The sequence below is a fragment of the Companilactobacillus nodensis DSM 19682 = JCM 14932 = NBRC 107160 genome (assembly GCF_000615905.1).
Taxonomy (GTDB): domain Bacteria; phylum Bacillota; class Bacilli; order Lactobacillales; family Lactobacillaceae; genus Companilactobacillus; species Companilactobacillus nodensis.
In genome coordinates this window covers 237,640-263,445 of record NZ_BAMN01000001.1, presented here as the reverse complement: position 1 = coordinate 263,445, position 25,806 = coordinate 237,640, and the positions used below count along the sequence as shown (strand labels likewise).

Here is a 25,806-nt window from a genome sequence, read left to right as displayed (position 1 = left end):
ACATGCCAAAGTAACTGTTAAACTCTCTTATTAAAATTATCTGACGCATAGTTACTGATAATCGAATTACAAATCGCCAAAATGATAGCCACAACAATGGCTGCACCGAAACTACTGAAGTAGAAAGTCGATGGTCCCATCAATGTTGATGTTATCTCCAAAGTAATAGCACTGATCACAAATGAAAATAATCCAAAGGTAATAAACGTGATCGGTAAGGAAATAATATGCAAGATCGGCTTGACCGTCCAATTCAAGATTATTAAAACAAAACTGGCTAGCACGGCAGTTCCTAGACTATTTACATAGAACATCCCTGGTAACAATTTTGCGATTGCTAAAAATAGTACAGTGTAAATCGCCATTTTGATTAAAAGTCTCATTTGTTTTTATCACTCCGCCCCTTCGTATTATTTATCTTACGAATTCTATTGTTGATTCGACTATATGGATTATATGATTTATCAAAATCAGTTCGTTGGATATTGCGCTTCTCAGGCATTAGATAAACAGCGATTATATACGCTGGAATTGTTAAAAAGTATGTGAATGGAGTAAGAAAAATCAACCCCAATCTTATCCAAGTTGAGTCAACTCTAAAGTATTCACCTAACCCGCCGCAAACTCCGGCAAGCATTCTATTGGTACTAGATCTCGTTAAACTTTTTTTCAAGAAATCTCACCTCAACTTTGTCTCAAAAATATACAACATAGTCGTGGGAATTTCAACTAACTGTCTAATCCTCGTCCGCCATATGCTTACGATTCAATTCTATAACGTGACCACTGTTTAAGTAAACCACCCATTCACAGATATTAGTAGCATAGTCACCAACACGTTCAAGATAACTGGCAACTAACATATATGAAGAACCGCTCAAAACATTGTCGGCTGTCTTTTGCATATCCTTGATACACAATTCATTGATCATCTTACTCTTACCATCGATCTCGATGTCGCGTTTAGCAACTTCTTCAGCCATTGCGCCATCTTTCTTAAGGTAAGCTTCCAATGAATCCTCAACGATACTTGTACTCATATCGCCCATTTCACTAATTAGTTTTTCAATTTCAGGAATACGTGTTTTTCCTTTAACTCTGATTGTCTCTTGAGCGATACTAACCGCATGATCGCCCATACGTTCAAGGTCAGAACTGGCCTTCAACACTGTCACGATCATACGTAAGTCTGATGTAACTGGTTGCTGCAATGCAATCATTTCAAACGAATCTTTTTCCAGATCCATTTCACGTCTATTAATATAGACATCCTTTTCAATAACTTCTTTAGCTAGTGCTTTATCGTGATTGATATAAGCTTTAACTGATTTCATGATAGCCTCGCTGGCCATCATTCCCATTTCTGAGAATCGTAAGTGCAAATCATTAAGTTGCTCTTCAAAAGTACTACGCATATCTTTGCCCCCTATCCGAATTTTCCTGAGATATAATCTTCAGTTTGTTTTTCCTTTGGATTTAAGAAAATATTTTTAGTTTTATCAGCTTCGATCAATTCTCCATTCAAGAAGAACGCTGTACGATCAGAGATTCTCGAAGCTTGTTGCATATTATGTGTAACGGTAATGATAGTATAATCCTCACGCAAGTTGAGCATTGTATCTTCAACCTTAGCCGATGAAATTGGATCAAGCGCTGAAGTTGGTTCGTCTAGAAGAATTATATCTGGCTTAACAGCCAAAACTCTGGCAATACATACTCTTTGTTGTTGTCCACCAGATAATGACAAAGCACTTTGATGCAACTTGTCTTTAACATCATCCCAAACAGCAGCGTTCTGTAAGCTTGTCTCTACTGCCTCATCCAAAACGGCCTTGTCCTTAACCCCTGCTAAACGTAATCCGTAAATCACATTATCGTATACAGAGAATGGAAAAGGATTAGGTTGTTGGAACACCATTCCAACTTGCTTTCTTAATTCTACCGTATCGATGTTAGGTGCGTAAATATTTTTTCCATCTAGTGAAATAGTTCCAGTGATCGTTACATTAGGTATTAAATCATTCATTCGGTTTAAGCAACGTAGATAGGTTGATTTACCGCATCCTGAAGGTCCGATCAAAGCAGTTATCTCATTCTTATTGAAGTCTAGATTGATTCCCTTCAACGCTTCTTTTTTACCGTAAAACAAATGTACATCCGAAGATGTTAAAATTTTTTCTGCCAAAAGTGGAGCCTCCTACCCAAAATGTCCTGAAACATAATCTTCAGTCGTCTTAATTTTTGGACGAGTGAAGATTTTTCTAGTTTCGTTAAATTCCACCACGTGTCCCATATGGAAGAACGCTGTGTAATCACTAATTCTAGCGGCTTGTTGCATATTGTGTGTAACAATGATGATCGTAAATTGGTCTTTAAGATTGAGCATCGTTTCTTCAATATTTGAAGTCGAAATCGGATCCAGAGCACTAGCAGGTTCATCCATCAATAGTATGTCTGGCTTCATGGCAATTGCTCGGGCAATACATAAACGTTGTTGCTGACCACCTGACAATGCCATCGCGCTCTTTTTGAGATCATCTTTTACTTGGTCCCAAAGTGAAGCCTGCTTCAAAGTTGTTTCAACGATTTCATCCAATTTCTTCTTATCATGTAAACCGTGACGCTTAAGAGCAAAAGTTATATTGTCATAAATTGATTTTGCAAAAGGATTGGGACGTTGGAATACCATCAATGTGCTTTCTTGTTTCATAAATATCTACATCATCCTTGTTAATATCAAGACCACGATACATGATCTGACCCTTAACAGTTGCTCCAGGTACATTATCGTTCATTCGATTCAATGACCGCAAGAAAGTTGATTTACCAGAACCAGAAGCACCGATCAAGGATGTGATCTTATATCGTTCAAACTGCAGGCTAGCTTTGTGCATAGCTTCTTTTTCACCATAGAACACCTGCAAGTCTTTGGTAGACATGGCAATTTCATGGTCTTTTTCATCTAAATGATGGATAAATTGTTCTTCATTTTGTATGTCCATAAAATTACTCTCCTGTCATTTTCTTATAAACTAAGTTACCAATATATCTTGATAGTAAGTTGAATAGTAGAACGGCGATGATCAAACAGCTGAGGCACCCGCTGATACTCGCACGGCATCAGGGATAAGGCCTTCAGAGTTGACCTTCCAAATGTGTACTGCCAATGTTTCAGCAGGACGCATCAAATTCAACGGACTAGTGATACTGAAAATATTAAAATTAGTGAAATCTAGTGGTGGGGCACTCTGACCAGCTGTATAAATCAAGGCAGCAGCTTCACCGAAAACTCTACCAGCACCAATGATCATTCCGGTAATAATACCAGGCAGACCATCAGGGATAATAACATGAATAACTGTTTCCCATTTTGACAATCCCAATGCTAATCCAGCTTCACGCTGTGACTGTGAGACTGATCTTAAAGAATCTTCAACATTACGAGTCAAAATTGGTAAATTGAACACCGTTAATGTCAAAGCACCTGACAAAATAGAAAATCCAAACTTAAAACTGATAACAAAGATCAAGAATCCGAATAAACCAACAACGATCGAAGGTAACGAACTCAAAACCTCAATTGAAACTCTGATGACTTCAACCAATTTGTTTTTGCCAGCATACTCTGATAAATAAATACCAGCAGAAATCGAAATTGGAATCGAGATCAACATCGAAAGTATCAATAAGAAGAAGGAATTAAATAATTGAATTCCGACACCACTACCAGCTTGAAATGCTTTTGAACCTGAGGTCAAAAAGTGCCAATTAACATAACGCAAACCACTACCGAGAATGTAAAGTAATAGTCCAGCTAAAATCAAGACGATAATGCCTGACATTGCATAGATAACACCAGTAGCAATTTTGTCTTTTACTTTTTCATTGAACATTACATCTTACCTCTCTTTGCGATTATTCTAATTACGAAGTTAAATAGCAATGACATAAGAAGCAATAGTAATGCTAGAGACCACAAGGCATTATTAGGCGTTGAACCCATAATTGTATTACCCATATTCATTGTCAAGACACTAGTCAATGTTGATGATGGTGACACTAAGTTATTTGGTAATAGCATCGCATTACCGATAACCATTTGAACAGCTAACGCTTCACCAAAAGCACGTGACATACCAAAAACAACGGCTGTCAAAATGCCTGGCGTAGCTGCACGTAAAATAACCTTGTGAATTGTCTGCCAGCGAGTTGCTCCCAAAGCAAGTGAAGCTTCACGATAATATCTTGGAACTGCTCGCAAAGCATCGACAGACATTGAAGTGATTGTTGGCAAGATCATAACGAAAAGCACAAAGGAACCGGCTAAAATACCAAATCCACTACCTCCGGCAATTTTTCGTACAAATGGCACAACGATCGTTAAACCGATAAACCCATAAACAACTGAAGGAATACCAACTAGCAATTCAATTACCGGTTGTAAAACCTTACGACCCCATTTAGGTGAAATCTCTGTCATGAATAAAGCAGCGGCGATGGCAAACGGTGTACCGATCAAAGCCGCAATTAAGGTAACTGCAAATGATCCGATGATCATTGGTGCAGCACCAACGATTGGATGCCCTGCACTATCTAACTTACTTGGTGCCCAAACTGAATGTGTCAAAAAGTTAATGGGATTAACTCCGTCTTTTACGAAGATGATCAACCCACGGGAAGCAACGAATCCAATAATCGTTACAACTAAAAGCACGATAATTGCCGTAAAACTGAATGAAATTATTTTTCCTCGTGTCTCACGCTTAGCTGAAACAGATTTTTTAGTCAAACTCTCTCTAATTGGATCTTTCATATTACTTTGCCCCCTTTGAAACAGGTGTCACATTACCCTTGTAGTCTTTTTGATACTGCATATTTTTAATCGGAACATATTGTAACTTCTTAACAACTTGGTTTTGAATCTTATCAGTCATCATGTAATTCAAAAACTCTTTAGTCATATCAGTAGCTTGCCCTTTAGTATACAAATGCTCATATGACCAAATTTTCCAAGTGTTATTTTCAATATTTTTAATTGTTGGTTTAACATTGTTAACTTGTAAAGTTTTAACAGTGTCATTTAAGTAAGGCATTGCCAAATAACTAATGGCACCGTCGGTATTGTAGACAATTTGACGTACCATACCACTTGAATCTTGCTCTTGAGAACTGGCAAATTGTGAATCACCCATAACATCATCCTCAAAGGCTGATCTAGTACCACTTCCGTCGGCACGATTAATAATCGTGATCTTCAAATCCTGACCACCTACTTGTTTCCAATTAGTTACTTGACCAGAAAAGATTTGTCGTAATTGTTTGATCGTCAAAGAATCTACCTTCACGCTTTTGTTAACGATTGGTACCATCCCTACAGCCGCAATACGATGATCGACCAATTTACTAGCATCGATGTTATCTTTTTGCTCAGCATAAAGATCAGAGTTACCAATATTAACGGCACCCTGTTGGATCTGGCTCAAACCAGTACCTGTTCCTCCACCCTGAACATTGACGTACTCGTTAGGATTGTCCTTTGAGAATTCTTCACCTGCAAGTTCAACCAATGGCTGTGCTGCTGAAGATCCAACAGCTGTGATAGTCTTCTGATTGCTACTCCCAGAACAACCAGATAACACAAAAATTGCAGATAGCATTATAGCAAATAATGCAACAAGTCTTTTTTTCAATATCCTCACCTCTATCCATTCAATAGTAATATACCAATGTATATTTTTTGTATAAAAATGGCTGAAATTACAAAAAAAATCATAAAAAAAAGCTACCGAATTAATCGATAGCTCATTGAAAATTTTATAAATTATTTTATATGGCTATAGAACTGAGATATCATTTGCACTAACCCATTCAGTTGTAGCAACGTGATACCAAACAGTACCATTTGAGTCAGTCTTAGTTCTATTATAATACCAGTCAGTATTTGTCATCAAAGCACGGTTTGTAACAACCTTACCTTCATTGTTATAAATTCTTGTATATGGTGATGTCTTCGCACGAACTGTACCAGTTGTAGCGTCGTTATCAGCACCACTGTTTGTTTCAGCAGTTCCATCGTATTGAGTCAAGTTGTATGTAGCAATCAAACTGTTCAATGATGAAGCATAGTTAGGAGCAGTTGCATATCTACCTTGTAGCCATGCAGTGGCATCCTTATATGAAGCGGCGTTTTCTTTCCATGTACCTGAGTAGTAACTTGAGTTCCATGAAACACCATTACGTAACTTATTACCATTGTCTAAGAATGATTCATAGTAACTTGGGTATTGTCTGAAATTAGCATAAATTGTATACCAACCTTGTGATGCACTCCATTCTGAAGTAGGCATTGAAACGTATGCACCGTTATAGTCACCCTTAATACCAAATAAGTTATGACCTTGAGTAGCTAGAGTTGATGTACCCCAGGCACTTTCAAGGATAGCTTGAGCCAACATTACAGAAGTATAAACGTTATACTTTGCAGCAGCTTGTTGAGCCATTGGAACAGCCTCAGCTAAGAATGCTTGTTGTTGAGCATATGTAACACCACTACTTGTAGCTTGAACAACAGCCTTTGTTGAAGGTTGTGTTTGAACTGCAGCAGAATGGGCAACAGTTGTGTCGACCTTTGAAACATCTGATCCGGCGATTACATTAGTATCTTTATTATCTTGAGTTGTGTTACTTACTTGTTCTGTAGAATCCGGAACACTAGTAGTGTCCGTGGCAGCGGAAGCAACCGTTGGTGCAGCAACGGCAGCTAGTGTGTTGAGAACGGCAACGCTTGTTAACAGCACTTTTTTATTCATTGAAGGTATCCCCCTATATAATATCTAACTATTAGATTACTATCTTGAAAACGCATTTTCAATGAATCCTCCGTTCTGTAACAGAAACTAAATATTGTGTAATATTTCTGCAACATTCTGAGTAAATGAGTACGTTTTTTAAGAATTTATTAAGGTTTTATTGCCTTTCTCTTAAAAACTAAAAAAAATCACTTTCATTTTCAGAAAGTGATTTCTCAAATTATTTCAAAATAATATTACTTTTGAACAACGTCATTGGCATTGACCCATTCATTTGTGGCCACGTGATACCAAACTGAACCATCAGCATGTGTTGATTTCTTATTGAAGTACCAATCAGTACTTGTCATCAAAGCACGATTACCGATAGCTTTTCCATTGTTATCACTGATTCTAGCATACGGTGTTGACTTAACTGTGACTGTTCCAGTCGTTGAATCATCGTTAGAACTACCATTTGTTTCAGCATTTGTATCTGAATTAACAGTATTATCGACATCTGTACTATTATCAGGCGTTGAAGTTTGACCGTTATCATATTGTGTCAAATTATAAATTTGAATCATATTGTTCAAAATAGATGCATAAGTTGGTTCAGTTGCATATCTACCCTGTAACCAAGCAGTAGCATCTTGATATGACGAGGTGTTTTCTTTCCAAGCACCGCTATAATATTTGGCATCCCAATCAACACCGTTACGAATCTTATCACCATTATCAGCGAATGATTCATATAAGCTTGGATACTTTCTGAAGGCAGCATTAATATAGTAATATCCTTGTGAAGCACTCCATTCAGAAGTTGGCAAACTAATTGATGAACCGTTATAGTCACCTTTCATCCCGAACAAGTTATTACCCATGGTTGCTAGATCTGAAGTACCCCAGGCACTTTCGATGATAGCTTGAGCAAGCATAACTGATGCATAAACATTATACTTAGCTGCAGCTTGTTGAGCCATTGGTACGGCTTGAGCTAAGAATGCTTGTTGTTGAGCTGGTGAGACATAATTATTTGATGACTCTACAATAGTTGGTTGAATTGGATCAGTTGAGCTGGCTTGAACGACTGCTGAATGAGCAATAGTAGGATCAGCCTTCTTCACATCGGGACCAGCAATCACATTTGTATCGCTGTCCTTACCAGAAGTCTGTTGTATTGTAGATTGAGTAGTACTTGCAGCTGATGCGACTGTTGGAGATGCGACTGCCGCGACAGTATTCAAGACTGCAACACTAGTTAACAGTACTTTTTTATTCATATATATCCCCCTAAATAACGTTATCTATTTCACAGATTACTATTCGAAAAATATACATTCAATGAATTACGGATTTTATAAATAAAAATTAAACAATTGCAAACAAAAAGCCGAGATTTCTCTCGACTTATACTAAATAACGTATGTAGTATCGACCCATTCGTTTGTAGCAACACGACGATATGTGACTCCATTTGATTCTTTAGTCTTATCTGTTTGCCAATCAGTGTTATTCATCAAGGCACGATTTGTAACTCTGGCAAAAGTTCCATCATTCTTCAAAGCCATAATGGGAACATAGTTACCATTTGAATTATTAACACGAAGGACGTTAGCACTTGGTGTTGAACCATTGTTATTTGAACCGGCATTAGTATTACCACCTTCAGCATAAACGTTACCGTAATTCTTAAGGTTGTTATAGTAATAAGAAATCATACTGTTCATTTCATCCATACTGTAACCTTGAGCAGCAAAGTAAGTATCCGGATCAACGTGGGTCGTTTCATGATACTTCAAACTAATTTGATGATGTGATAGAACTGTTTGACCAGGAATATCAGGCAAATTGTATTGAATTAATTTAGATGCAACATAAAAAGCATCATTGGCGATCGAATGTGCAAATGCATCATAACCATTTACACGGCAAAGTTCGATCTGAATATATCTGTAGTTGGCTGCTGGACCAGCACCCCAAACCCCATAATCAGCACTGTGAATGTTGATTGTTTCTTTGTCATCTGTAAAGGCATGAACATAGGTTTGTTGAGTCTTCCAATTATTATTAAAGCTCGTTACAAACTGTTCTGCGTTAACACCAGGAGTAGCTGTCTCATGGACAACGACACCTTCTGGCTTACCAACACCATTTTCGTAACCAAACCACTCACTAAAAGTACCTTCACGATATTGAATTTTAGCTGGTTGAATCTTATTTGAAATTATATAATCATTGATTCCTGACGCCTTAACTTCTGTATTACCACTAACAAGCAGTAATGCCCCGAAGAAGATAGACAAAATACTCAAGAACCAAACTTTTCTCCCCTTAGACATACAAGCCTCCTGTATTAATTTAATACTTACCTAATCACTATAACGTAGAAAAACATGCTTGCGAACCTTTTTCGTATTACGTTTTGATTACAAAAAGAGCTGAATTCTCTGATGAATTCAGCTCTTTTATTTTAATTATAATGGAATATCAACTGTAAACTTAGTTCCTAGTCCCTTATGTGATTCGACTTCGATCGTACCATTTAAGGTATCAACAGTTTCCTTGACGATGGCAAGTCCTAGACCTGTACCGCCTGTCTCCAAACTTCTCGACTTATCAACACGATAGAATCTTTCAAAGACACGTTCCTGATCATCTTCCGCAATACCAATACCAGTATCTTGAATGACAAATCTTATACGGTTTTCGATTTCGTCATGGTGGAATTCAATTGCAATATCACCATTTTCTTTGTTATAAGAAATAGCATTCTTAATTAAATTACCCATAATTAAATTCATTTTTTCTTTATTGATAGTTATTGTCGAATTTCCAAAGAATTGCTTTTTAACTTGGATGCCATGTTTATCCAATGAAATTGCCATGCTATTCACAATCTTATCGATATCATCTTTCATATTGACCGCTTGTGCCTTAGCAGTATCCTTCTTAACTTTAGACAATGACAGAATGTCTTGAATCAATTCAGACAATCTAACACTTTCATCATTGATAATGTGTAAGAAATGATCGAGTTTTTCAGGATCATCTTTGGCCCCACTCAACAAGGTTTCTGAGAATCCTTCGATTGAAGTTATCGGAGTTTTCAACTCATGACTAACATTATTGACGAAATCAACTTGCATTTGTTCGAAACGACGACTTTCAGTCAGGTCATACAGGATAACTAATACTTGTTGATCAAAGTCTTCACGTGAATGAACCAAACGAATAACATTCGCATCAACATATTTTTGAGAATTACCGACCAATTGAATCTCTCGATGGTGATTCTTATTCTTACGAAGTGTATGTTCGATCATTCTACTCAAGCTATAGGTTTTGACATCTTCAATAAATGGGTGAATCTCGTTGGAAATATTTTCATCCAACAATCCAGCCATTGCTTGATTATGCATCAAAACTTCACCTTGAGAATTAAGCAACATAACACCGATCGGCAGATGTCCGATCAAACCTTTAAAACGACGTTCCCGCAAACGGGCGTTATCACGTAATTCATTGATATCCATACTAATATCATTAGTCTGTTCAACCAACTCATACAACTCATCATCAGGTGATAAGATCAACGATGCCATATCCTTATTCTTGCGAACACGTTTCAAATTGTCAGTAACGCTTTGAATATCATTACTCAATATCTGACGTTTACGATAGAAGAACAGGATCATTGAATCGGTCACAATGAAATAAATAAAAGCAACCATGACGAATGAGAACGTATCCTGATTCCAAAGACGCTTATACTTCTTAGCTACAACATAATGGTTAGAACCATGCATGTAATACATCGTTCTAGTACCAAAAGTATTATTAGTTACAAAGTTCTGTCCTGGTGTCAAACGACCACGATGGATCAAATCATAAGCACCCTTTTCTAAACTAGTATCACGTTTGGTCGTATCGACATACGATAGATGGAATATCTAGCCGCTTGATCTTGCGTATGGTTCTTCTTTAATTCACGATAAGATACGGTTTCTTCTTCAAACATATCTGTTTGAGAATGTCCCAGAATATTATCGGCAAATACTGACAGTACGATAAAAACTATTACAGAAATAGCGATTGCAATTGTTGGACCTATTTTTTTCCTCATCATCACACCTCTAAGACGTAACCGAATCCGTGTACGGTTTTGATTATTTGCGGATCTTTTGTATCTTTTTCAATTTTATCACGAAGATGACTAATTTGAATATCAACCATCCTCAATTGAGAATTAGAATTTAATCCCCAAACATTATCAAAAATTTGATCACGTGATACAACTATTCCTTTATTATCCAATAAGAATTCTAATAATTGGTATTCCTTACGGGTCAAAGGTATTTCAGTTCCATTGATCATCAAACTTTTAGCTGCCTTGTTAAGAGCAAAATGTGTTTTGTCAGAATCAGAAGTTCTTCTCAGAACGACCTCAATTCTTGCTAACAATTCCTTAACGCTGAACGGCTTAGTAATATAGTCATCTGCTCCACTTATCAAGCCTTCAATCTTATTCTCTTCAGCATCCACTGCCGTCAAAAATATAACTGGTGTTGAATTACCTTCGGCACGAACCTTTTTAAGAATTTCAATTCCGCTTAACTTAGGTAACATTTGATCCAACAAGACTAAATCAAACTTCTCCATCAGTATTCTGTTCAAGGCATCTTCTCCATTTGTGGAACTGTCTACATCATAACCTTTCGCAGTCAAATTATACTCGATCAATTCCAAGATCGATGCTTCATCATCTACAACTAAAATTCTTTTTGGCATATTAATCTGGATTCTCCCCTTGAAGTTTCCATTGCAGATATGCGTAGATAAATGGATCTAGGTCCCCGTCCATCACCGCTTGGCCATTACCAGATTCATAATTAGAACGATGATCTTTTACCATAGTGTAAGGATGGAAGACATACGAACGGATCTGTGAACCCCATCCGATATCCATTTGTTCACCTTTTATTTCTGCATTCTTCTTTGCTTGTTCTTCTTGTTCACGTTGATACAACTTAGCTTTCAACATATTCATCGCTGTTTGTCTATTTTGTAATTGTGATCTCTGAGCCTGTGAGCTTACTACAATACCGGTTGGTAAATGAGTAATTCTTACAGCTGACGAGGTCTTATTGATATGCTGACCACCAGCACCTGATGAACGGAAAACATCGACACGCAAGTCATCATCATTGATCTCAACATTGATAGAATCATCTAGTTCCGGCATCACATCAACTGAAGCAAACGATGTGTGACGACGACCAGCTGAATCAAATGGTGAAATTCTCACTAATCGATGGACGCCACGCTCTGATCTCAAGAGACCATAGGCATTCTTACCTTTGATCATCATTGAGACACTCTTGATACCTGCTTCATCCCCTGGTTGATAATCTTCGATCTCAACAGAGAATCCATGTTGATCAGACCATCTTTGATACATCCGCAGCAACATTGAACCCCAATCTTGAGATTCTGTACCACCAGCACCAGGATGAATTTCAAGGATTGCGTTATGAGAATCGTAAGGTTCAGACAGTAACATTGTCAATTCATACGACTGCATTTTGGTCTCTAAAGACGCAGTGTCTTCTTCCAACTGTGTTAGCAAGTCATCTTCTGGATCATCTTGATAAAGTTCCTCTAATACTTGCAGATTTTCGAGATCCTCATCGAGATTTTTAAAATTATCATACTTATCTTTTAAATCATTATTCTCATCAATGACTTTCTGTGCCGCATCGTGGTCATCCCAAAAACCATTTTCAGTCATCTTCGCTTCATTCTCAGCAATGGCTTCCTCTAGACTATCTAAGTCAAAGAGACCCCCTGAATTGACTGATTTTGTTTTCAATATTGCTTATTTTAGTTTTTATTTCTCCAAATTCCATAGTTACACCCTTATAAAAAAAGCAGGCCAAGCGGCCTGCCGATTTATCTTTCCATGTTTTGTCTAATTTCGGCCTTCATGAATAATCTGGTTACATCGTATTCGATATCTGAAACCATTTCTTCGAACATACGATATCCTTCTTCTTGATACTCAACAAGTGGATTCAATTGTCCATAACCACGCAAACCAATTGATTGACGCAATTGATCCATTGCATCGATATGATCAGTCCAGTGTTCATCAACAACTCTAAGAATTACAACCTTTTCGAATTCAAGCATTTGTGCTGGATCACCGAGTTGTTCCTTCTTAGCTTCGTAGTTCTTGTTAACAAAGTCCATTAAGTACTTAACGATTTCGTCAGCTGACTTCAATTGAAGATCAACTACACTGAAATCTTTGTCGTTTACTAAGGCTGACTTAGCAAAATCAGCGATGGCATCAAGATCCCAATCCTCTGTCTTACCTTGAGTATGTACATCAACTTGAGCTTTGATTGTACGTTCGATCATAGGTAGAAGAACACGGTCAAGGTCTTTGTCCTCAGTAATGACTTCCATTCTTTCTTTATAGATGACTTCACGTTGTTCACGCATAACATCATCATATTGCAAAGTATTCTTACGTGTATCGTAGTTGTTACCTTCAACACGTTTTTGAGCAGATTCAACTTGGCGAGTCATCATCTTACTTTGGATAACAGCATCGTCATCTTCAATCTTCAATGCCTTAAGAACACGTTTGATTCTATCTGAACCAAAACGCTTCATCAAGTCATCTTCAAGTGACATGTAGAATTGTGTAACACCGGGATCACCTTGACGACCAGATCTACCACGAAGCTGGTTATCAATACGACGTGACTCATGACGTTCTGTACCTAGAACACACAATCCACCGACTTCTTTAACGCCAGGTCCAAGTTTGATATCAGTACCACGACCAGCCATATTGGTAGCAATAGTTACGGCGCCACGTTGTCCAGCGTTCATAACGATCTCAGCTTCCTTAGCATGGTTCTTGGCATTCAAGACAGCATGTGGAATACCTTCGTTATCAAGTAATTTAGATAGATATTCTGAAGATTCAACCGCAACAGTACCAACTAGTAGTGGTTGGCCTTTTTCGTGGCGAGCCTTGATATCTTTAACAACTGCAGCAAACTTACTCTTCAATGTTGGATAAAGAACATCTTCCTTATCGTCACGAATAACAGGTTTGTTAGTAGGAATTGAAATAACTTCCATGTTGTAGATTTCTCTGAATTCTTCAGCTTCAGTCTTAGCAGTACCAGTCATACCTGACAACTTGTCATACATACGGAAGAAGTTTTGATAAGTGATGTTAGCCATTGTCTTAGTTTCATCCTGGATCTCAACACCTTCTTTGGCTTCAATAGCCTGGTGTAATCCATCTGAATAACGACGACCATCCATAACACGACCAGTAAATTGATCAACAATCTTAACTTCACCCTCTTGAACAACATAATCAATATCAAGAGTCATGATGTAATTAGCACGCAGAGCTTGATCCAAATGGTGGTTCAAGACAGTGTTATCAATGTCATATAAGTTATCTAGTCCGAAGTAATCTTCGGCTTTTCTAATTCCTGTTTCAGTTAAACTGATTGACTTTGTAGGCCAATCGATCTTGTAATCGTCTTTTTCAAGAGTCTTAGAGAATCTATCAGCACGAACATACATAGCTGTGGACTTCTCAGCAGCACCAGAAATGATCAATGGTGTTCTAGCCTCATCAATTAAAATTGAATCGACCTCATCAACGATAGCGTAATGTAATGGGCGTTGTACCATTTGTTCCTTGTAAACGACCATGTTGTCACGCAAGTAATCAAAACCTAACTCACTGTTAGTTGAGTAGGTAATGTCACAGTTATAAGCAGCACGTTTCTCTTCTGAGTCCATACTGTTGACGTTAAGACCTACAGTTAGTCCTAACCAGTTGTACAACTCACCCATCTCTTTAGCATCACGAGATGATAAGTACTCATTAACTGTAACAACGTGAACACCTTTTCCTGCTAGAGCATTCAAATAAACTGGTAATGTGGCAGTCAAAGTCTTACCTTCACCAGTTTTCATTTCAGCGATGTTACCTTCATGAAGCGTAATACCACCAATGATCTGAACTCTAAATGGATAGAGTCCAAGAACTCTCTTAGCACCTTCACGAGCTGTAGCAAAGGCTTCAGGCAAAATGTCATCCAATGTTTCGCCTTGTGCTAATCTTTCTTTAAATTCAGGAGTCTTAGCTTTAAGTTCATCGTCAGAAAGCTTGCTCATTGCATCCGCAAAGCTCTCAACTTTATCGGCAATTTTGCCCATACGTTTGACTTCTCTTTTGTCGCTTTCGACCCATTTTCTTAATGGATTTGCCATATGTAATAATCTCTCCTAAATACTAAACATACTTTTAATAGTAGCATTTTTTTTAGATGTTTTAAACTCAGATTTATATAGAGTCTTCCAGAGTTTATATATTACACCATATTTGTATATTTTTGGTGTATTTTGCACAAACTTTACAATAAAAAAAGCTAGAGCATTTCTGCCCTAGCAATCAAATTTCCTATTCGTTTGTTTCGATCAAACCATACTTACCGTCATTACGTTTGTAAACAATGCTTGCGCCATTGGTTTCAGCATCTTCGAAAATAAAGAATTCATGTCCAAGCATTTCCATTTGTAGAACTGCTTCTTCAGCATCCATTGGTTTTAGAGATAGACGCTTTGTTCTAACGATTTGTGACTCGTCTTCTTTTGCATCTTCAGCAGAAACATCATCTAAAGGAATATCCTTGATGCTGCCTGATTCACGTCCCTTACGATTTACACGTGTCTTAAACTTCTTAACTTGTCTTTCAAGTTTATCAACAACAAGGTCAACACCTGCATACATATCATCATTGATCTCTTCAGCTCTTAGAGTCATGTATGAAAGTGGGATAGTTACTTCAACCTTTGTCCCTTTTGATGGATAAGTCTTCAAATTAACGTGAGCAATTGGATTGCTGTCGTCACTGAAATATTTTTCCATTTTTGATAGTCTTTTTTCAACATAGTCGCGAATTGATTGTGTTACCTCGATATTTTCACCACGAACATTAATTGTTAACATAAGAATCTCTCCTTCCGACGATAGGAAATTAAAGAGTGTATCTACTCTTCAATACAATTATATAGTTCTTACGGGAATGTGACAACGGTTTCACTACCTAGATAATGAAAAAGTACAAATATTATTAAATCCGGCTATTTCAAGAGCCTGTCGCGCGTGCATCATAGTGCGTCCTGTAGTATAAATATCATCCAAAATTAGAACCTTACTATTTCTTGATATATCAAGGTTACTTGGCTGAAAATAAAAGGTTTGCGGCGTTTGAAGTCTTTCATAGCGGTTCTTTTGAGCCTGAGGTTTATCAGCATCAAGCTTGACTAACATTGGCGTTAAGTCAAATATTTGGTGGTACATTTTCCATACCGGATCGAAACCTCGTTCCTGTAAATGCCCATTACTTGCAGGAATATACGTAATTATATCGAATCTATTACACTTGGACCAATTATATAAATCTTTAGAAAACAACTCTGCTAATAAGATATCGCCATACCTTTTATAGTTTTTAAAATAACTATGTATGAACTGATTATACTCAAACAAAGACTGATGGCAATTGATAATTTGATATTTTTCTTCCCAAAATCGACAATCTTGGCAAATGCTTTCATTATTTCTTTTGTAACACCTTATACATCCCTCATTAGGATTTAATAATTCCAATTGATTGCGACATAACTGACAAATATTATCTCGAACGATTTTTTCAAAACCAAATAATTCTTTCAACTTCCATTCATTAACGATTAAGTTGCCACAGAACAAGCATTTCATCTCTTAACCTGCCGATTCAAATAATGTATTTCCGAACAAGCTTGCTTGATCTGACGATTATAACTTTGGTAATAAAAATGAACTTCATCATCAAAATACTCTTGATCACGACCCGCTCGACCAGCTATTTGTATCAACGCTGTCTTAGAAAACTCTGCTGCATCAGCGTCGATCACTATCACTATTATATGCTTGAAAGTAACACCACGTTCTAGAATGGTCGTCGTTAATATTGCCTGCGCATCACCATTTCTAAATTGATCAACCTTATCCAAACGTGCATCATCCTTAGAACTCACATCGACGAACTTCAAATTTGGAAATAGCAGTCTCAAATTACTAGAGAATTGCAACATCTGGGGAATCCTGGGAAAGAACAGCATAAATCGCTCCCCATTTTTGAGTAGTTGATTTATTTTCCACTTTAATCTGATATTTATTTTTTTATGATCACTCGGTCTGAATAACATATGGCACTCAGGTTCTGGTAAAGGATGTGTATGAAATCTCTGATATAATTTAGAAATAGTAATATTTTTAGTTTCAACTTGTTTAACGAGGTATTTGGGTGGTGTCGCTGATAAATAAACCGTATTACCGGAATTCTTTTGAGCTTTTTGAATCGCTGCATTCAACATTTCATTACCTGCCAAAGGATACGAATCTACTTCATCGATTACTAACACATCAAAGGCTTGTTCAAATTTTACCAACTGATGCACTGTTGCTAACACAATCTGAGTTAATGAATACTGTGCTTCACTTCGTCCATGAAATAACCCAATGCTAACCTCTGGAAAAGCTGCTTGAATCCGCGGATACAACTCAATACAAACATCGATTCTTGGTGAACATATAGCGATTCTCTTACCTTGGGCGACAACTTTTTCGATCAACGGAAAAATCATTTCTGTCTTACCGGCTCCCGTTACCGCCCAGACCAAATGATCGGTATGATTATCAAAGGCTACTATTAGCTCCTCAGCCGCTTTTTGCTGCATAGTTGTTAATCTACCATTCCACTGCATTGCATCAGTTAAACATGGCAATACAGCCTCTGAAGGAGAAATAATCAGTCTATCTCCCTTAGTTATTTTTCCAAAATTAATACAACTTCGACAATAATCAATTTTTGCTTTAATATTTTCAGTATCAATTGTCATTAAACATCGTTGGCATTTGTGATCTATTATTGCAGGTTTACTTTTGCTACCTATACTTATTAAAAAATCGATCTCTTCATGAGATAATTCTGCCGAATTAAATATTCGGCCACCTAAATACATATTTAAATTTTCCATATACTAAATTACGAGAGGAAGTTAAATTTCTTTGCAAAATTACAAAACAATTGCTGAAACTGGCAGCTTCGAAAAAGATATTAAAAAATCTCGCTTCATCGCTCATATTGCTCAGACATTCTCCGAAGATGAAGCTAATCAGTTCATTCAACAAATCCGAGATCAGGAATCCAGTGCAACCCACAACTGTACGGCTTTTATCGTTCTAGAAAATGTTGAGATCGAACGCATGTCAGATGATGGCGAACCCAGTGGAACTGCTGGTTCACCTATTCTAAATGTTCTACAACAAAATAACTTAAAAAATGTCACTGCTGTTGTTACCAGATATTTTGGCGGTATCAAACTCGGTGCCGGAGGACTGATTCGGGCATACTCTTCAACTACTGCTGATGCAATCAAAGAAATTGGCTTGGTTGAAAATCGTCTCCAACAAGGATACGGCTTGACGATCCCATACCATTTGTATGACAAATTTGAAAACTATGCTAAGAACGAAAAGATCCAATTAGATAACAAAGCCTTCTCAACTGATGTCACATGTGAAATATTCTTAGATCTAGATAACCACGAAAAAATTATTCAAGACATAACTAATCAATTCCAGAATCAAATCAAGTTTGAAGAAACCAATCAAGTCTATAAGCAAGTTGCTATTTAGACAGCTAAAAAGGGAATGCCATTAAAACGGCATTCCCTTATTTTTTAATCTTTCTTTTCTAATCTCTTAACAAACTTTTGGATAGCTCGCAATAACGGCTGTCGATTGTCACCGATCAGACCAATTGATTCCACGAACAGCTCCAGTCCTATAAGTACCCCAATTGTCAGCAACACGCTACCCCACAAACTTGATAGTGGATATAGCAATGAGATAAAGGCAAAGACTAGTGATAATCCATAGATAACCAAGACAGTCTGTCTATGCGATAACCCTAATTGCATCAGTCTGTGATGCAAGTGGTGCTTATCTGCTTGCGTGATCGGCTTCTTATTCAAGAATCTTCTCAACATTGCATAAACTGTATCTGTAATCGGTACACCTAAGATAACGACTGGAATCAGCATTGTAATGAAGGTTACATTCTTCAATCCCTTAAGCGAGAACACGGCCATCATGAAGCCTATGAACAGCGCTCCGGTATCTCCTAAGAAGATACTAGCCGGATGGAAATTATGCGGTAGGAAGCCTAATAACGATGCTACCAAGGCAAAGATCCAAATTGATACATATACATTAGTTGTATTCAAGAAGAAGTACCCAACGATTCCCATCGTGAATAGTGCAATTATGGAAACGCCAGTCGCCAAACCATCTAACCCATCGATCAAATTGACCGCATTAGTGATAGCGAGAATCCAAATGATCGTGATTGGGAAACTCCACCAACCTAAGTTAAATGCTCCGAAAATCGGTAAAACAACTTCGTTCATTTTGATGCCAGCAAGGAAATAAATCACACATGCAGCGGCAAAGATACCTGCCATTTTTGCCTTTGGAGATAACTCTCTAATATCATCGATAATACCCGTCAAAATAATTATGCACTCAGCCAAGAAAACACTGAACAGTTCATGACTAGGAAATTGATTTCTCAACAATACAAACGTCGAAAACGTGAAAGCAATAAAAATAGCCATTCCACCCATCGTAGGCATTGGCTTCTTGTTCACACGTCGTGCATTAGGATTATCAACAGCACCCAAAATGTAAGCAAGTTTAATTACAAAGGGAGTTATTACCGCTGACAATATCATTGTCAAAAACAAATATACAATTACATTAAACATACATGGATTACCCCCGAAACTCACTTTCTCATAATATTTCAATTATACAATAACTAAGTTCAATACTAAAACTTAATTAAAAAAAAGACCGCAACTCTTTCAAGTTACGACCCCCCTCTAATTTGCTTTGTATTTTGGAAACGAGTTGCACAAAACAACTTCCTGCGCTTACTACAGATACCAAATGCGTCGCTACGCGCCACCTTCGTTATCTTAGGTAATGCTCAGAAGTTACCGTTTTGCTCCACTCTCTTTACTTAGCTAATTCAACTTTTCTAACCTCACGTACAACTGTAACTTTAATATGTCCAGGATACTCAAGGTTTTCTTCAATTTCATTCTTAATATCACGTGAAAGAATTGCTGCTTGATCATCAGAAATTTGTTCTGGCTTAACCATAACACGAATCTCATGACCGGCTTGAATAGCATAACAATGATCAACACCCTCATGCTTATTAGCAATTTCTTCAAGTTTTTCTAGACGGTGAATATAATTCTCCATCGACTCTGATCTTGCACCAGGTCTTGCGGCTGAAATAGCATCAGCAGCGGCGACGATAGTAGCAATTAGAGACGTTGGTTCAACATCCCCATGGTGCGAAGCAATTGTGTTAACAACTGTTTCTGGTTCTTTATACTTAGTTGCGATATCCACACCTATTTCTACGTGTGAACCGTCAACCTCACGATCTATAGCTTTACCTATATCGTGTAATAAACCTGCTCGTTTTGCCATCATAACATCTTCACCCAGCTCCGCTACCATTACGGCGGATAATTTAGCAACTTCGATTGAGTGACTCAAAACATTTTGACCATAACTTGTACGATATTGCATGCGACCAATAATCTTGATCAAGTCCGGATTAATAGAACTGATGCCCAAACTATAAATAGTTTGTTCACCGATCTCACGAATATGATCGTCCATTTCTTTTCTAGCCTTATCAACCATTTCTTCGATACGAGCTGGATGAATTCGTCCATCTTCAATCAATTTTTCCAAAGCCATACGAGCAATTTCTCTTCTAATTGGATCATATCCACTAAGAGCAACTGCTTCAGGAGTATCATCAATAATCAAATCAATTCCTGTTAGGGCTTCAATCGTACGGATATTTCTACCTTCACGACCAATAATTCTACCCTTCATGTCTTCGTTTGGTAATGAAACGGTTGTAACGGTTGATTCAGATACGGTATCGGCAGCACTTCTTTGAATAGCAGCAACAATTAATGCCTTGGCTTCTTTGCCGGCATATTGTTTTGCTTGTTCATTACTGTCATTAATCATCGTAGCGCGTTCATGTGTTAACTCTTTGTTCAAATCTCCTAGAATAATCTTTCTCGCTTGATCACGAGTCAAATTACTTACTCTAGTCAATTCCGCCTTTTGTTCTTCAAGAGTTGCAGTCAATTGTTTGTCTTTTTCATCAAGCTTATGTTGACTAGCAGCAACATGATTTTCGTTCTTTTCGATATTTTCCTCACGCTTTTCGAGCGATTGGTCTTTTCGATCCAAAATATCTTGACGTTCAAGGGCACGATTCTCTTGTTTCTGAACATCTTTACGACGTTCCTTCAAATCATTCTCTTGCTCTTCACGATACTTATGAATTTCATCTTTTGCTTCAAGCAACGTTTCTTTTTTCAAAGACTTGGCTGCTTTCTTAGCGTTATCAACGATATCATCAGCTGTTTGTTTAGCTTGTGAAAGTTTTTTTTCATAGGCATCCTTACAGAATGCATATCCGAAGAAGATACCCACGATTAATGTTATTAACGCGAAAGAGAAGGTTACGATAGCATGATACATGCCATCACCTCCAAATCGGTAATTATTTATTTGTTTGTAAAAGCAATTATTACAGAATTTTTACATACAACGTTTATATTATAGAATAAATATCCCCTGTCAACCAAATAAAAAGCAAAAAAGAGACCTATTTGGTCTCTTTTTCTTTTGAAGTGCCCAAATCTAGTTCTGTACTAGCGTTTTTGGAACTGTCTTCTTTGTCAGTTTTAGAGTCTTTTTCTTTGGAATCTTTATCTTCGAGTTCTTTTTTCTCTTCTTCAGCTTTACCGTCCATATTGTAGGCGTCACGAACTAGCTTACGAATCTCAGCCATCTTCTCAGGATTCTCTGCCAAGTATGTCTTCGCATTCTCACGACCCTGTCCGATACGTTCATCGTTATATGAATACCATGAACCAGCTTTGTTGATAATATCCTTCTCAACAGCCATATCAACTAATTCACCAGTTTGCGAGATACCTTTACCGTACATGATATCAACTAGAGCAACTTTAAATGGTGGAGCAACCTTGTTCTTAACAACCTTGATCTTAGTTCTGTTACCGATAACGTCAGATCCATCTTTGATCTGTTCGGCACGACGAACTTCAAGTCTAATAGTTGAATAGAACTTCAATGCACGACCACCAGGAGTTGTTTCTGGATTACCAAACATAATACCGACTTTTTCACGAATCTGATTAATGAATAAAGCAATTGTCTTAGTCTTATTGATTGAACCAGATAGCTTACGTAAAGCTTGTGACATTAGTCGAGCTTGCAAACCAACGTGAGCATCACCCATGTCACCTTCGATTTCGGCACGTGGTACCAAGGCAGCAACTGAATCGACAACAACGATATCGACAGCACCACTGGATACCAAGGCATCAGCAATCTCTAGTCCTTGTTCACCAGTATCTGGTTGAGATAGTAGCAAGTCATCAATGTTAACACCTAAGGCTGTGGCGTATGCAGGATCCATCGCATTTTCAGCATCGATATAGGCAGCAGTACCGCCTTCCTTTTGTACTTGGGCAACGGCGTGAAGAGCTACTGTAGTCTTACCAGAACTTTCAGGTCCATAGATCTCAACGATTCTACCACGCGGAAATCCACCTACACCCAAAGCATTATCTAATGCCAAAGAACCAGTTGATACAGTAGATATCTGGGTGTTCAAATCGTCACCCATTCGCATGATGGCACCCTTACCAAAATCTTTTTCAATTTTTTTTAGGGCAACATCCAATGCTTTTTGTCGTTCATCTTTAGCCAAATTGTTTTCCTCCTAATGCATTCATCATTAGTATCTTATTAGTAATTATTCAAAAAAGCAAGAAAAAAGCGAACAAATGTTTGTAATAAAAATTATTATTGATGAATGAGTCTTTGTACGAGGACAAATGCTGTAATAACGGATTTTAAGCGTACCGCCTGTCTTGATCCTTCAAAATGAAACTCTCTAGCTACACCAGAATCTTCAGTCTTATCGTACACCCCAATAAAGACAGTCCCGACGGGACTACCCTCAAGCGGATCAGGTCCGGCTACACCCGTTAGACCGACTCCAATATCTGCACCCACTAGCTTAGAAGTATTCTCAGCCATGGCCTGCGCAACCGTAGGACTAACAACAGTGTACTTCTCAATAATATCAGCACCAATATGCAGTAGCTGCGACTTGGCTTCATCAGAATAAGTCACAAAACCACCTTCAAGTATCTTTGAAGCACCGGGAATATCAGCAATAGCTGATTGAAACATCCCTGCAGTCAAGCTCTCAGCAGCTGAAATACTTAAATTAAGTTCTTGAAGCTTCTTAACTGTATCTTCTGGTATTTGTTTATAATAATCTGAAATACCAGACTCAAAGTCAGCAGCTTCGATCATTTCACGAAATTGAGCAAAAGTTTTTACGTTTTTCATTGTCCTCACTTCTAAATTACGTTTTATTTTTTGAAAAGGTCCTTAGATTGAATAAAATAATCTGCTCCAGAGTACAAAGTAAAGAATAAGCAGATGTACAAGAAGATCTCACCGATAGGAATATTGATTGCTGAGAAGAAAATATTGTGTAATAGCAAGAAGATAATAGCAAACATTTGTGTTGTCGTCTTGATTTTACCAGGCATTTGAGCGGCCATAACGGTACCACCTTGTTCTAAGACAAGCATTCTCAAACCTGTAACAGCCAACTCACGACATACGATAATTGCAACTACCCAAGCTGGAGCCATTTTTAATGCAACCAAGAATACAAAAGCCGTCATAACTAACATCTTGTCAGCCAATGGATCAGCAAACTTACCGAAATTAGTAACTAGGTGATTGGCACGAGCAATTTTACCATCCGCCAAATCAGTTAATGATGCCACAATAAATACAATAGTTGCCAAGACATGGTTGACTGGAATCAAGTCATTAGCGACATACAAGTCACCCATTCCTGACCAGTTGAACGCCAATAAAATAATAAAGATAGGGATCAAGATAATACGGAACATAGTAAGTTTATTTGGTAAATTCCATTCCATTTTTAGATTTCCTCCGATTTTTTACAAAATAAAATGAGGCTGGACTCAAAGTCACAACCTCATCATTTTAACAGGCTGGGACAAATTGTTTAAGCCTCTTTATTTTTTCTTAACTAATTATTACTCGACATTGAATGTCAATGTTTGAACGATCGAACTGCCATCACTAACGCTGCTCAAATCAACTGACTTACCATCGATCGATACTTCAGTATTGTTGATGTTACCTGTTTGAACTGAGAATGTTGAAGTACTGTCTGTAATCTTAGTAGTCTTCTTATCACCAGAGCTCAATGCTTGTTGCCAAGTTGTATCTGAACCTTCTTGGAATTGAATCCAGGCTTGACCATTCTTAGCTGTTACAACCACGTTAGTACCGTCTGAAGGCAAGTTCTTAACTGTATAAGTGCCTGGAGTGCTTGATTCCTTAACAGATAATGCAGTTGAACTCTTCTTAGCAGTCGACTTAGTAGCAGACTTCTTAGTTGAAGAAGATTTCTTAGTATCTGAACTCTTCTTCTTAGAAGTTTGCTCAGTACTATCCTTAGGAATAGTTACTGATGAAGCACTTTGGTTCTTGTGAATCATACCAAATGCGATTACACCAATAATTACAATGACAATAATTCCCACGATGATCTGTGGAATATAGTTACCTAAGTTAGAGAAGAATGAACTTGATTCTTCTTTGATAGATCTAGTATTGTTTTCTTCGTTTTGAACTGGTTCTTTTGGTTGAGAATCAGGAATTTCTGACTTGTACTCTTCCAAAAGATCATCGCTTGAAATACCTACAGCATCCGAGTATTGCTTGATAAATGCGCGTACATAAAAGTCACCGGGCAAATGATCGAACTGTCCTTCTTCTATCGCAATCAAATATCTCTTTTGAATCTTTGTGACTTGTTGTAAGTCATCAATTGTATATCCTTTTTTTATACGTGCATTTCTTAATTTTTGGCCAATTTCGTCCATTATTTACCACCGATTAACTAATTTTTCTAAGTATAACATATATTATTACTGAACTACTAGCGACGTTATAACAACCATCCGCCAGCAAAATAAATCGTTTGTCCCGTCAAATAATTGGACTTGATATTAACTAAATAACTGACCAAGTCAGCTATCTCGTCAGGGTTTGCCAATCTATCTGCCGGAATCTCTTCTTTGATACTTTCTAAGTCCTCTGATGAGAACTCGGCGTTCATTTTGGTGTTTACAGCACCAGGGGCGACCACGTTGACCGAAATACCAAGTGAAGCCACTTCCTTAGCGTATGCGTCCGCAAATGAGGTCATAGCACCTTTGACGGTACTATAGACCACTTCCATAGCTGAACCGACCTTACCGTAAATAGAACCTATGAATACGACTCTACCATGATGTGTAAGGGCCAGCTTATCTTGTAACGCCTTGAGAATCAAAATTGGCAACTTGATATGGATCTTCCATAGCGCATCGATCTCTGATTCCTCAATATCTACTAATAACTTATAGAAGGTATTCCCTTGAGCAAACACAATAGCATCTAAGCCAAAGATCTGCTTAGTCAAAGTCTCTACTTTATCTTTTTCCATATCAAACTGAACTGGAATGAAATCTTGATGTGGGTATTTCTCAGCTAACACTGATTGCAGATCAGCGATTCGCTCACGATTCTTATTGTAATGAAGATACAGCGACCAGCCCTTTTCAGCCAGTGCTTTGGCTGTACTCGTACCAATATCACCGGAGCTTCCCATAACTAATGCATACATAAAAT

At 37.6% G+C, this 25,806-nt stretch carries 25 protein-coding genes and 2 pseudogenes; 1 reads left to right on the top strand and 26 read right to left on the bottom strand.

The features are described 5' to 3' along the window. Positions 1-17 precede the first annotated feature (17 nt). From JCM14932_RS01230 to JCM14932_RS01145, 19 genes and pseudogenes are all read right to left on the bottom strand, one after another. Positions 18-383 (bottom strand): phage holin family protein, encoded by a 366-nt coding sequence (locus tag JCM14932_RS01230; RefSeq protein WP_025023250.1) that lies wholly within the window; start codon positions 381-383, stop codon positions 18-20. Continuing rightward, positions 380-637: a PspC domain-containing protein gene (locus tag JCM14932_RS01225; RefSeq protein ID WP_235700490.1), complete on the bottom strand. Its 258-nt coding sequence runs from the start codon at positions 635-637 to the stop codon at positions 380-382. The genes JCM14932_RS01230 and JCM14932_RS01225 overlap by 4 nt, the downstream gene beginning before the upstream one ends. Positions 638-737: 100 nt before the next feature. Beyond that, the gene (gene phoU, locus JCM14932_RS01220) at positions 738-1,415 is read right to left on the bottom strand and encodes a phosphate signaling complex protein PhoU (protein WP_025023248.1); all 678 of its coding nucleotides are present in this window, start codon (positions 1,413-1,415) and stop codon (positions 738-740) included. Positions 1,416-1,426: 11 nt separating this feature from the next. Then, positions 1,427-2,185, bottom strand: coding sequence for a phosphate ABC transporter ATP-binding protein PstB (gene pstB, locus JCM14932_RS01215; protein WP_025023247.1), 759 nt, complete (start codon positions 2,183-2,185; stop codon positions 1,427-1,429). 12 nt (positions 2,186-2,197) lie between these two features. Continuing rightward, a pseudogene (gene pstB, locus JCM14932_RS14135) lies at positions 2,198-3,002 on the bottom strand (phosphate ABC transporter ATP-binding protein PstB). Between the two features lie 4 nt (positions 3,003-3,006). Next, positions 3,007-3,893: pseudogene (gene pstA, locus JCM14932_RS14130) on the bottom strand (phosphate ABC transporter permease PstA). After that, on the bottom strand, positions 3,893-4,813 hold the full coding sequence (gene pstC / locus JCM14932_RS01200) for a phosphate ABC transporter permease subunit PstC (RefSeq protein ID WP_034542312.1): 921 nt from the start codon (positions 4,811-4,813) through the stop codon (positions 3,893-3,895). The pseudogene pstA and the gene pstC overlap by 1 nt, the downstream one beginning before the upstream one ends. A gap of 1 nt (position 4,814) precedes the next feature. Next, positions 4,815-5,690: a phosphate ABC transporter substrate-binding protein PstS family protein gene (locus JCM14932_RS01195; RefSeq protein ID WP_025023245.1), complete on the bottom strand. Its 876-nt coding sequence runs from the start codon at positions 5,688-5,690 to the stop codon at positions 4,815-4,817. Between the two features lie 144 nt (positions 5,691-5,834). Further along, positions 5,835-6,809, bottom strand: coding sequence for a glycoside hydrolase family 73 protein (locus tag JCM14932_RS01190; RefSeq protein WP_025023244.1), 975 nt, complete (start codon positions 6,807-6,809; stop codon positions 5,835-5,837). A 236-nt stretch (positions 6,810-7,045) separates the two neighbouring features. Next, complete coding sequence (locus JCM14932_RS17535; RefSeq protein WP_025023243.1) at positions 7,046-8,071, bottom strand: glycoside hydrolase family 73 protein; 1,026 nt, start codon at positions 8,069-8,071, stop codon at positions 7,046-7,048. 132 nt (positions 8,072-8,203) lie between these two features. After that, a complete protein-coding gene (locus tag JCM14932_RS01180) occupies positions 8,204-9,130 on the bottom strand; it encodes a peptidoglycan recognition protein family protein (protein ID WP_025023242.1) in 927 nt (308 codons plus the stop codon). Between the two features lie 135 nt (positions 9,131-9,265). Continuing rightward, on the bottom strand, positions 9,266-10,675 hold the full coding sequence (gene pnpS, locus JCM14932_RS14120; RefSeq protein WP_235700487.1) for a two-component system histidine kinase PnpS: 1,410 nt from the start codon (positions 10,673-10,675) through the stop codon (positions 9,266-9,268). A 17-nt stretch (positions 10,676-10,692) separates the two neighbouring features. After that, the gene (locus JCM14932_RS16860) at positions 10,693-10,914 is read right to left on the bottom strand and encodes a hypothetical protein (RefSeq protein WP_034542310.1); all 222 of its coding nucleotides are present in this window, start codon (positions 10,912-10,914) and stop codon (positions 10,693-10,695) included. Positions 10,915-10,916: 2 nt separating this feature from the next. Beyond that, positions 10,917-11,579 (bottom strand): response regulator transcription factor, encoded by a 663-nt coding sequence (locus JCM14932_RS01170; RefSeq protein WP_025023241.1) that lies wholly within the window; start codon positions 11,577-11,579, stop codon positions 10,917-10,919. Between the two features lies 1 nt (position 11,580). Next, positions 11,581-12,697 (bottom strand): peptide chain release factor 2 gene (prfB, locus tag JCM14932_RS01165; RefSeq protein ID WP_155832049.1). Its coding sequence is split into 2 segments (ribosomal slippage): positions 11,581-12,645 and positions 12,647-12,697, totalling 1,116 coding nucleotides; the frame shifts between segments, so codons are not numbered across the junction. Positions 12,698-12,740: 43 nt separating this feature from the next. Continuing rightward, positions 12,741-15,101 carry a preprotein translocase subunit SecA gene (gene secA / locus JCM14932_RS01160; protein WP_025023239.1) on the bottom strand — a complete coding sequence of 787 codons (2,361 nt, stop codon included), beginning with the start codon at positions 15,099-15,101 and terminating at the stop codon, positions 12,741-12,743. 190 nt (positions 15,102-15,291) lie between these two features. After that, entirely contained in the window at positions 15,292-15,840 is a 549-nt protein-coding gene (gene hpf / locus JCM14932_RS01155; RefSeq protein WP_025023238.1) for a ribosome hibernation-promoting factor, HPF/YfiA family, read from the bottom strand. A gap of 93 nt (positions 15,841-15,933) precedes the next feature. Beyond that, the gene (locus JCM14932_RS01150; RefSeq protein ID WP_025023237.1) at positions 15,934-16,614 is read right to left on the bottom strand and encodes a ComF family protein; all 681 of its coding nucleotides are present in this window, start codon (positions 16,612-16,614) and stop codon (positions 15,934-15,936) included. Next, positions 16,611-17,777 carry a DEAD/DEAH box helicase family protein gene (locus JCM14932_RS01145; RefSeq protein WP_162149782.1) on the bottom strand — a complete coding sequence of 389 codons (1,167 nt, stop codon included), beginning with the start codon at positions 17,775-17,777 and terminating at the stop codon, positions 16,611-16,613. Before JCM14932_RS01145 ends, JCM14932_RS01150 begins: the two co-directional genes overlap by 4 nt. Before the next feature lie 169 nt (positions 17,778-17,946). On the opposite strand from JCM14932_RS01145, the gene JCM14932_RS01140 reads away from it, so the two are divergent. Further along, positions 17,947-18,576: a YigZ family protein gene (locus tag JCM14932_RS01140; RefSeq protein WP_025023235.1), complete on the top strand. Its 630-nt coding sequence runs from the start codon at positions 17,947-17,949 to the stop codon at positions 18,574-18,576. Between the two features lie 44 nt (positions 18,577-18,620). Here JCM14932_RS01140 and JCM14932_RS01135 read toward each other — a convergent pair whose 3' ends face one another. The 7 genes from JCM14932_RS01135 to ymfI all read right to left on the bottom strand — a co-directional run bounded on the left by JCM14932_RS01135 (position 18,621) and on the right by ymfI (position 25,801). Next, complete coding sequence (locus JCM14932_RS01135; protein ID WP_025023234.1) at positions 18,621-19,706, bottom strand: glycosyltransferase family 4 protein; 1,086 nt, start codon at positions 19,704-19,706, stop codon at positions 18,621-18,623. 253 nt (positions 19,707-19,959) lie between these two features. Then, positions 19,960-21,525 carry a ribonuclease Y gene (gene rny / locus JCM14932_RS01130; RefSeq protein WP_025023233.1) on the bottom strand — a complete coding sequence of 522 codons (1,566 nt, stop codon included), beginning with the start codon at positions 21,523-21,525 and terminating at the stop codon, positions 19,960-19,962. 127 nt (positions 21,526-21,652) lie between these two features. Further along, the gene (recA, locus tag JCM14932_RS01125; protein WP_025023232.1) at positions 21,653-22,783 is read right to left on the bottom strand and encodes a recombinase RecA; all 1,131 of its coding nucleotides are present in this window, start codon (positions 22,781-22,783) and stop codon (positions 21,653-21,655) included. 95 nt (positions 22,784-22,878) lie between these two features. Continuing rightward, positions 22,879-23,433, bottom strand: coding sequence for a nicotinamide-nucleotide amidohydrolase family protein (locus JCM14932_RS01120; RefSeq protein WP_025023231.1), 555 nt, complete (start codon positions 23,431-23,433; stop codon positions 22,879-22,881). A gap of 23 nt (positions 23,434-23,456) precedes the next feature. Continuing rightward, positions 23,457-24,041 (bottom strand): CDP-diacylglycerol--glycerol-3-phosphate 3-phosphatidyltransferase, encoded by a 585-nt coding sequence (gene pgsA / locus JCM14932_RS01115; RefSeq protein ID WP_025023230.1) that lies wholly within the window; start codon positions 24,039-24,041, stop codon positions 23,457-23,459. Positions 24,042-24,161: 120 nt separating this feature from the next. Then, the gene (locus JCM14932_RS01110) at positions 24,162-25,016 is read right to left on the bottom strand and encodes a helix-turn-helix domain-containing protein (protein WP_025023229.1); all 855 of its coding nucleotides are present in this window, start codon (positions 25,014-25,016) and stop codon (positions 24,162-24,164) included. Between the two features lie 65 nt (positions 25,017-25,081). Then, positions 25,082-25,801: an elongation factor P 5-aminopentanone reductase gene (gene ymfI / locus JCM14932_RS01105; RefSeq protein WP_025023228.1), complete on the bottom strand. Its 720-nt coding sequence runs from the start codon at positions 25,799-25,801 to the stop codon at positions 25,082-25,084. Positions 25,802-25,806 lie beyond the last annotated feature (5 nt).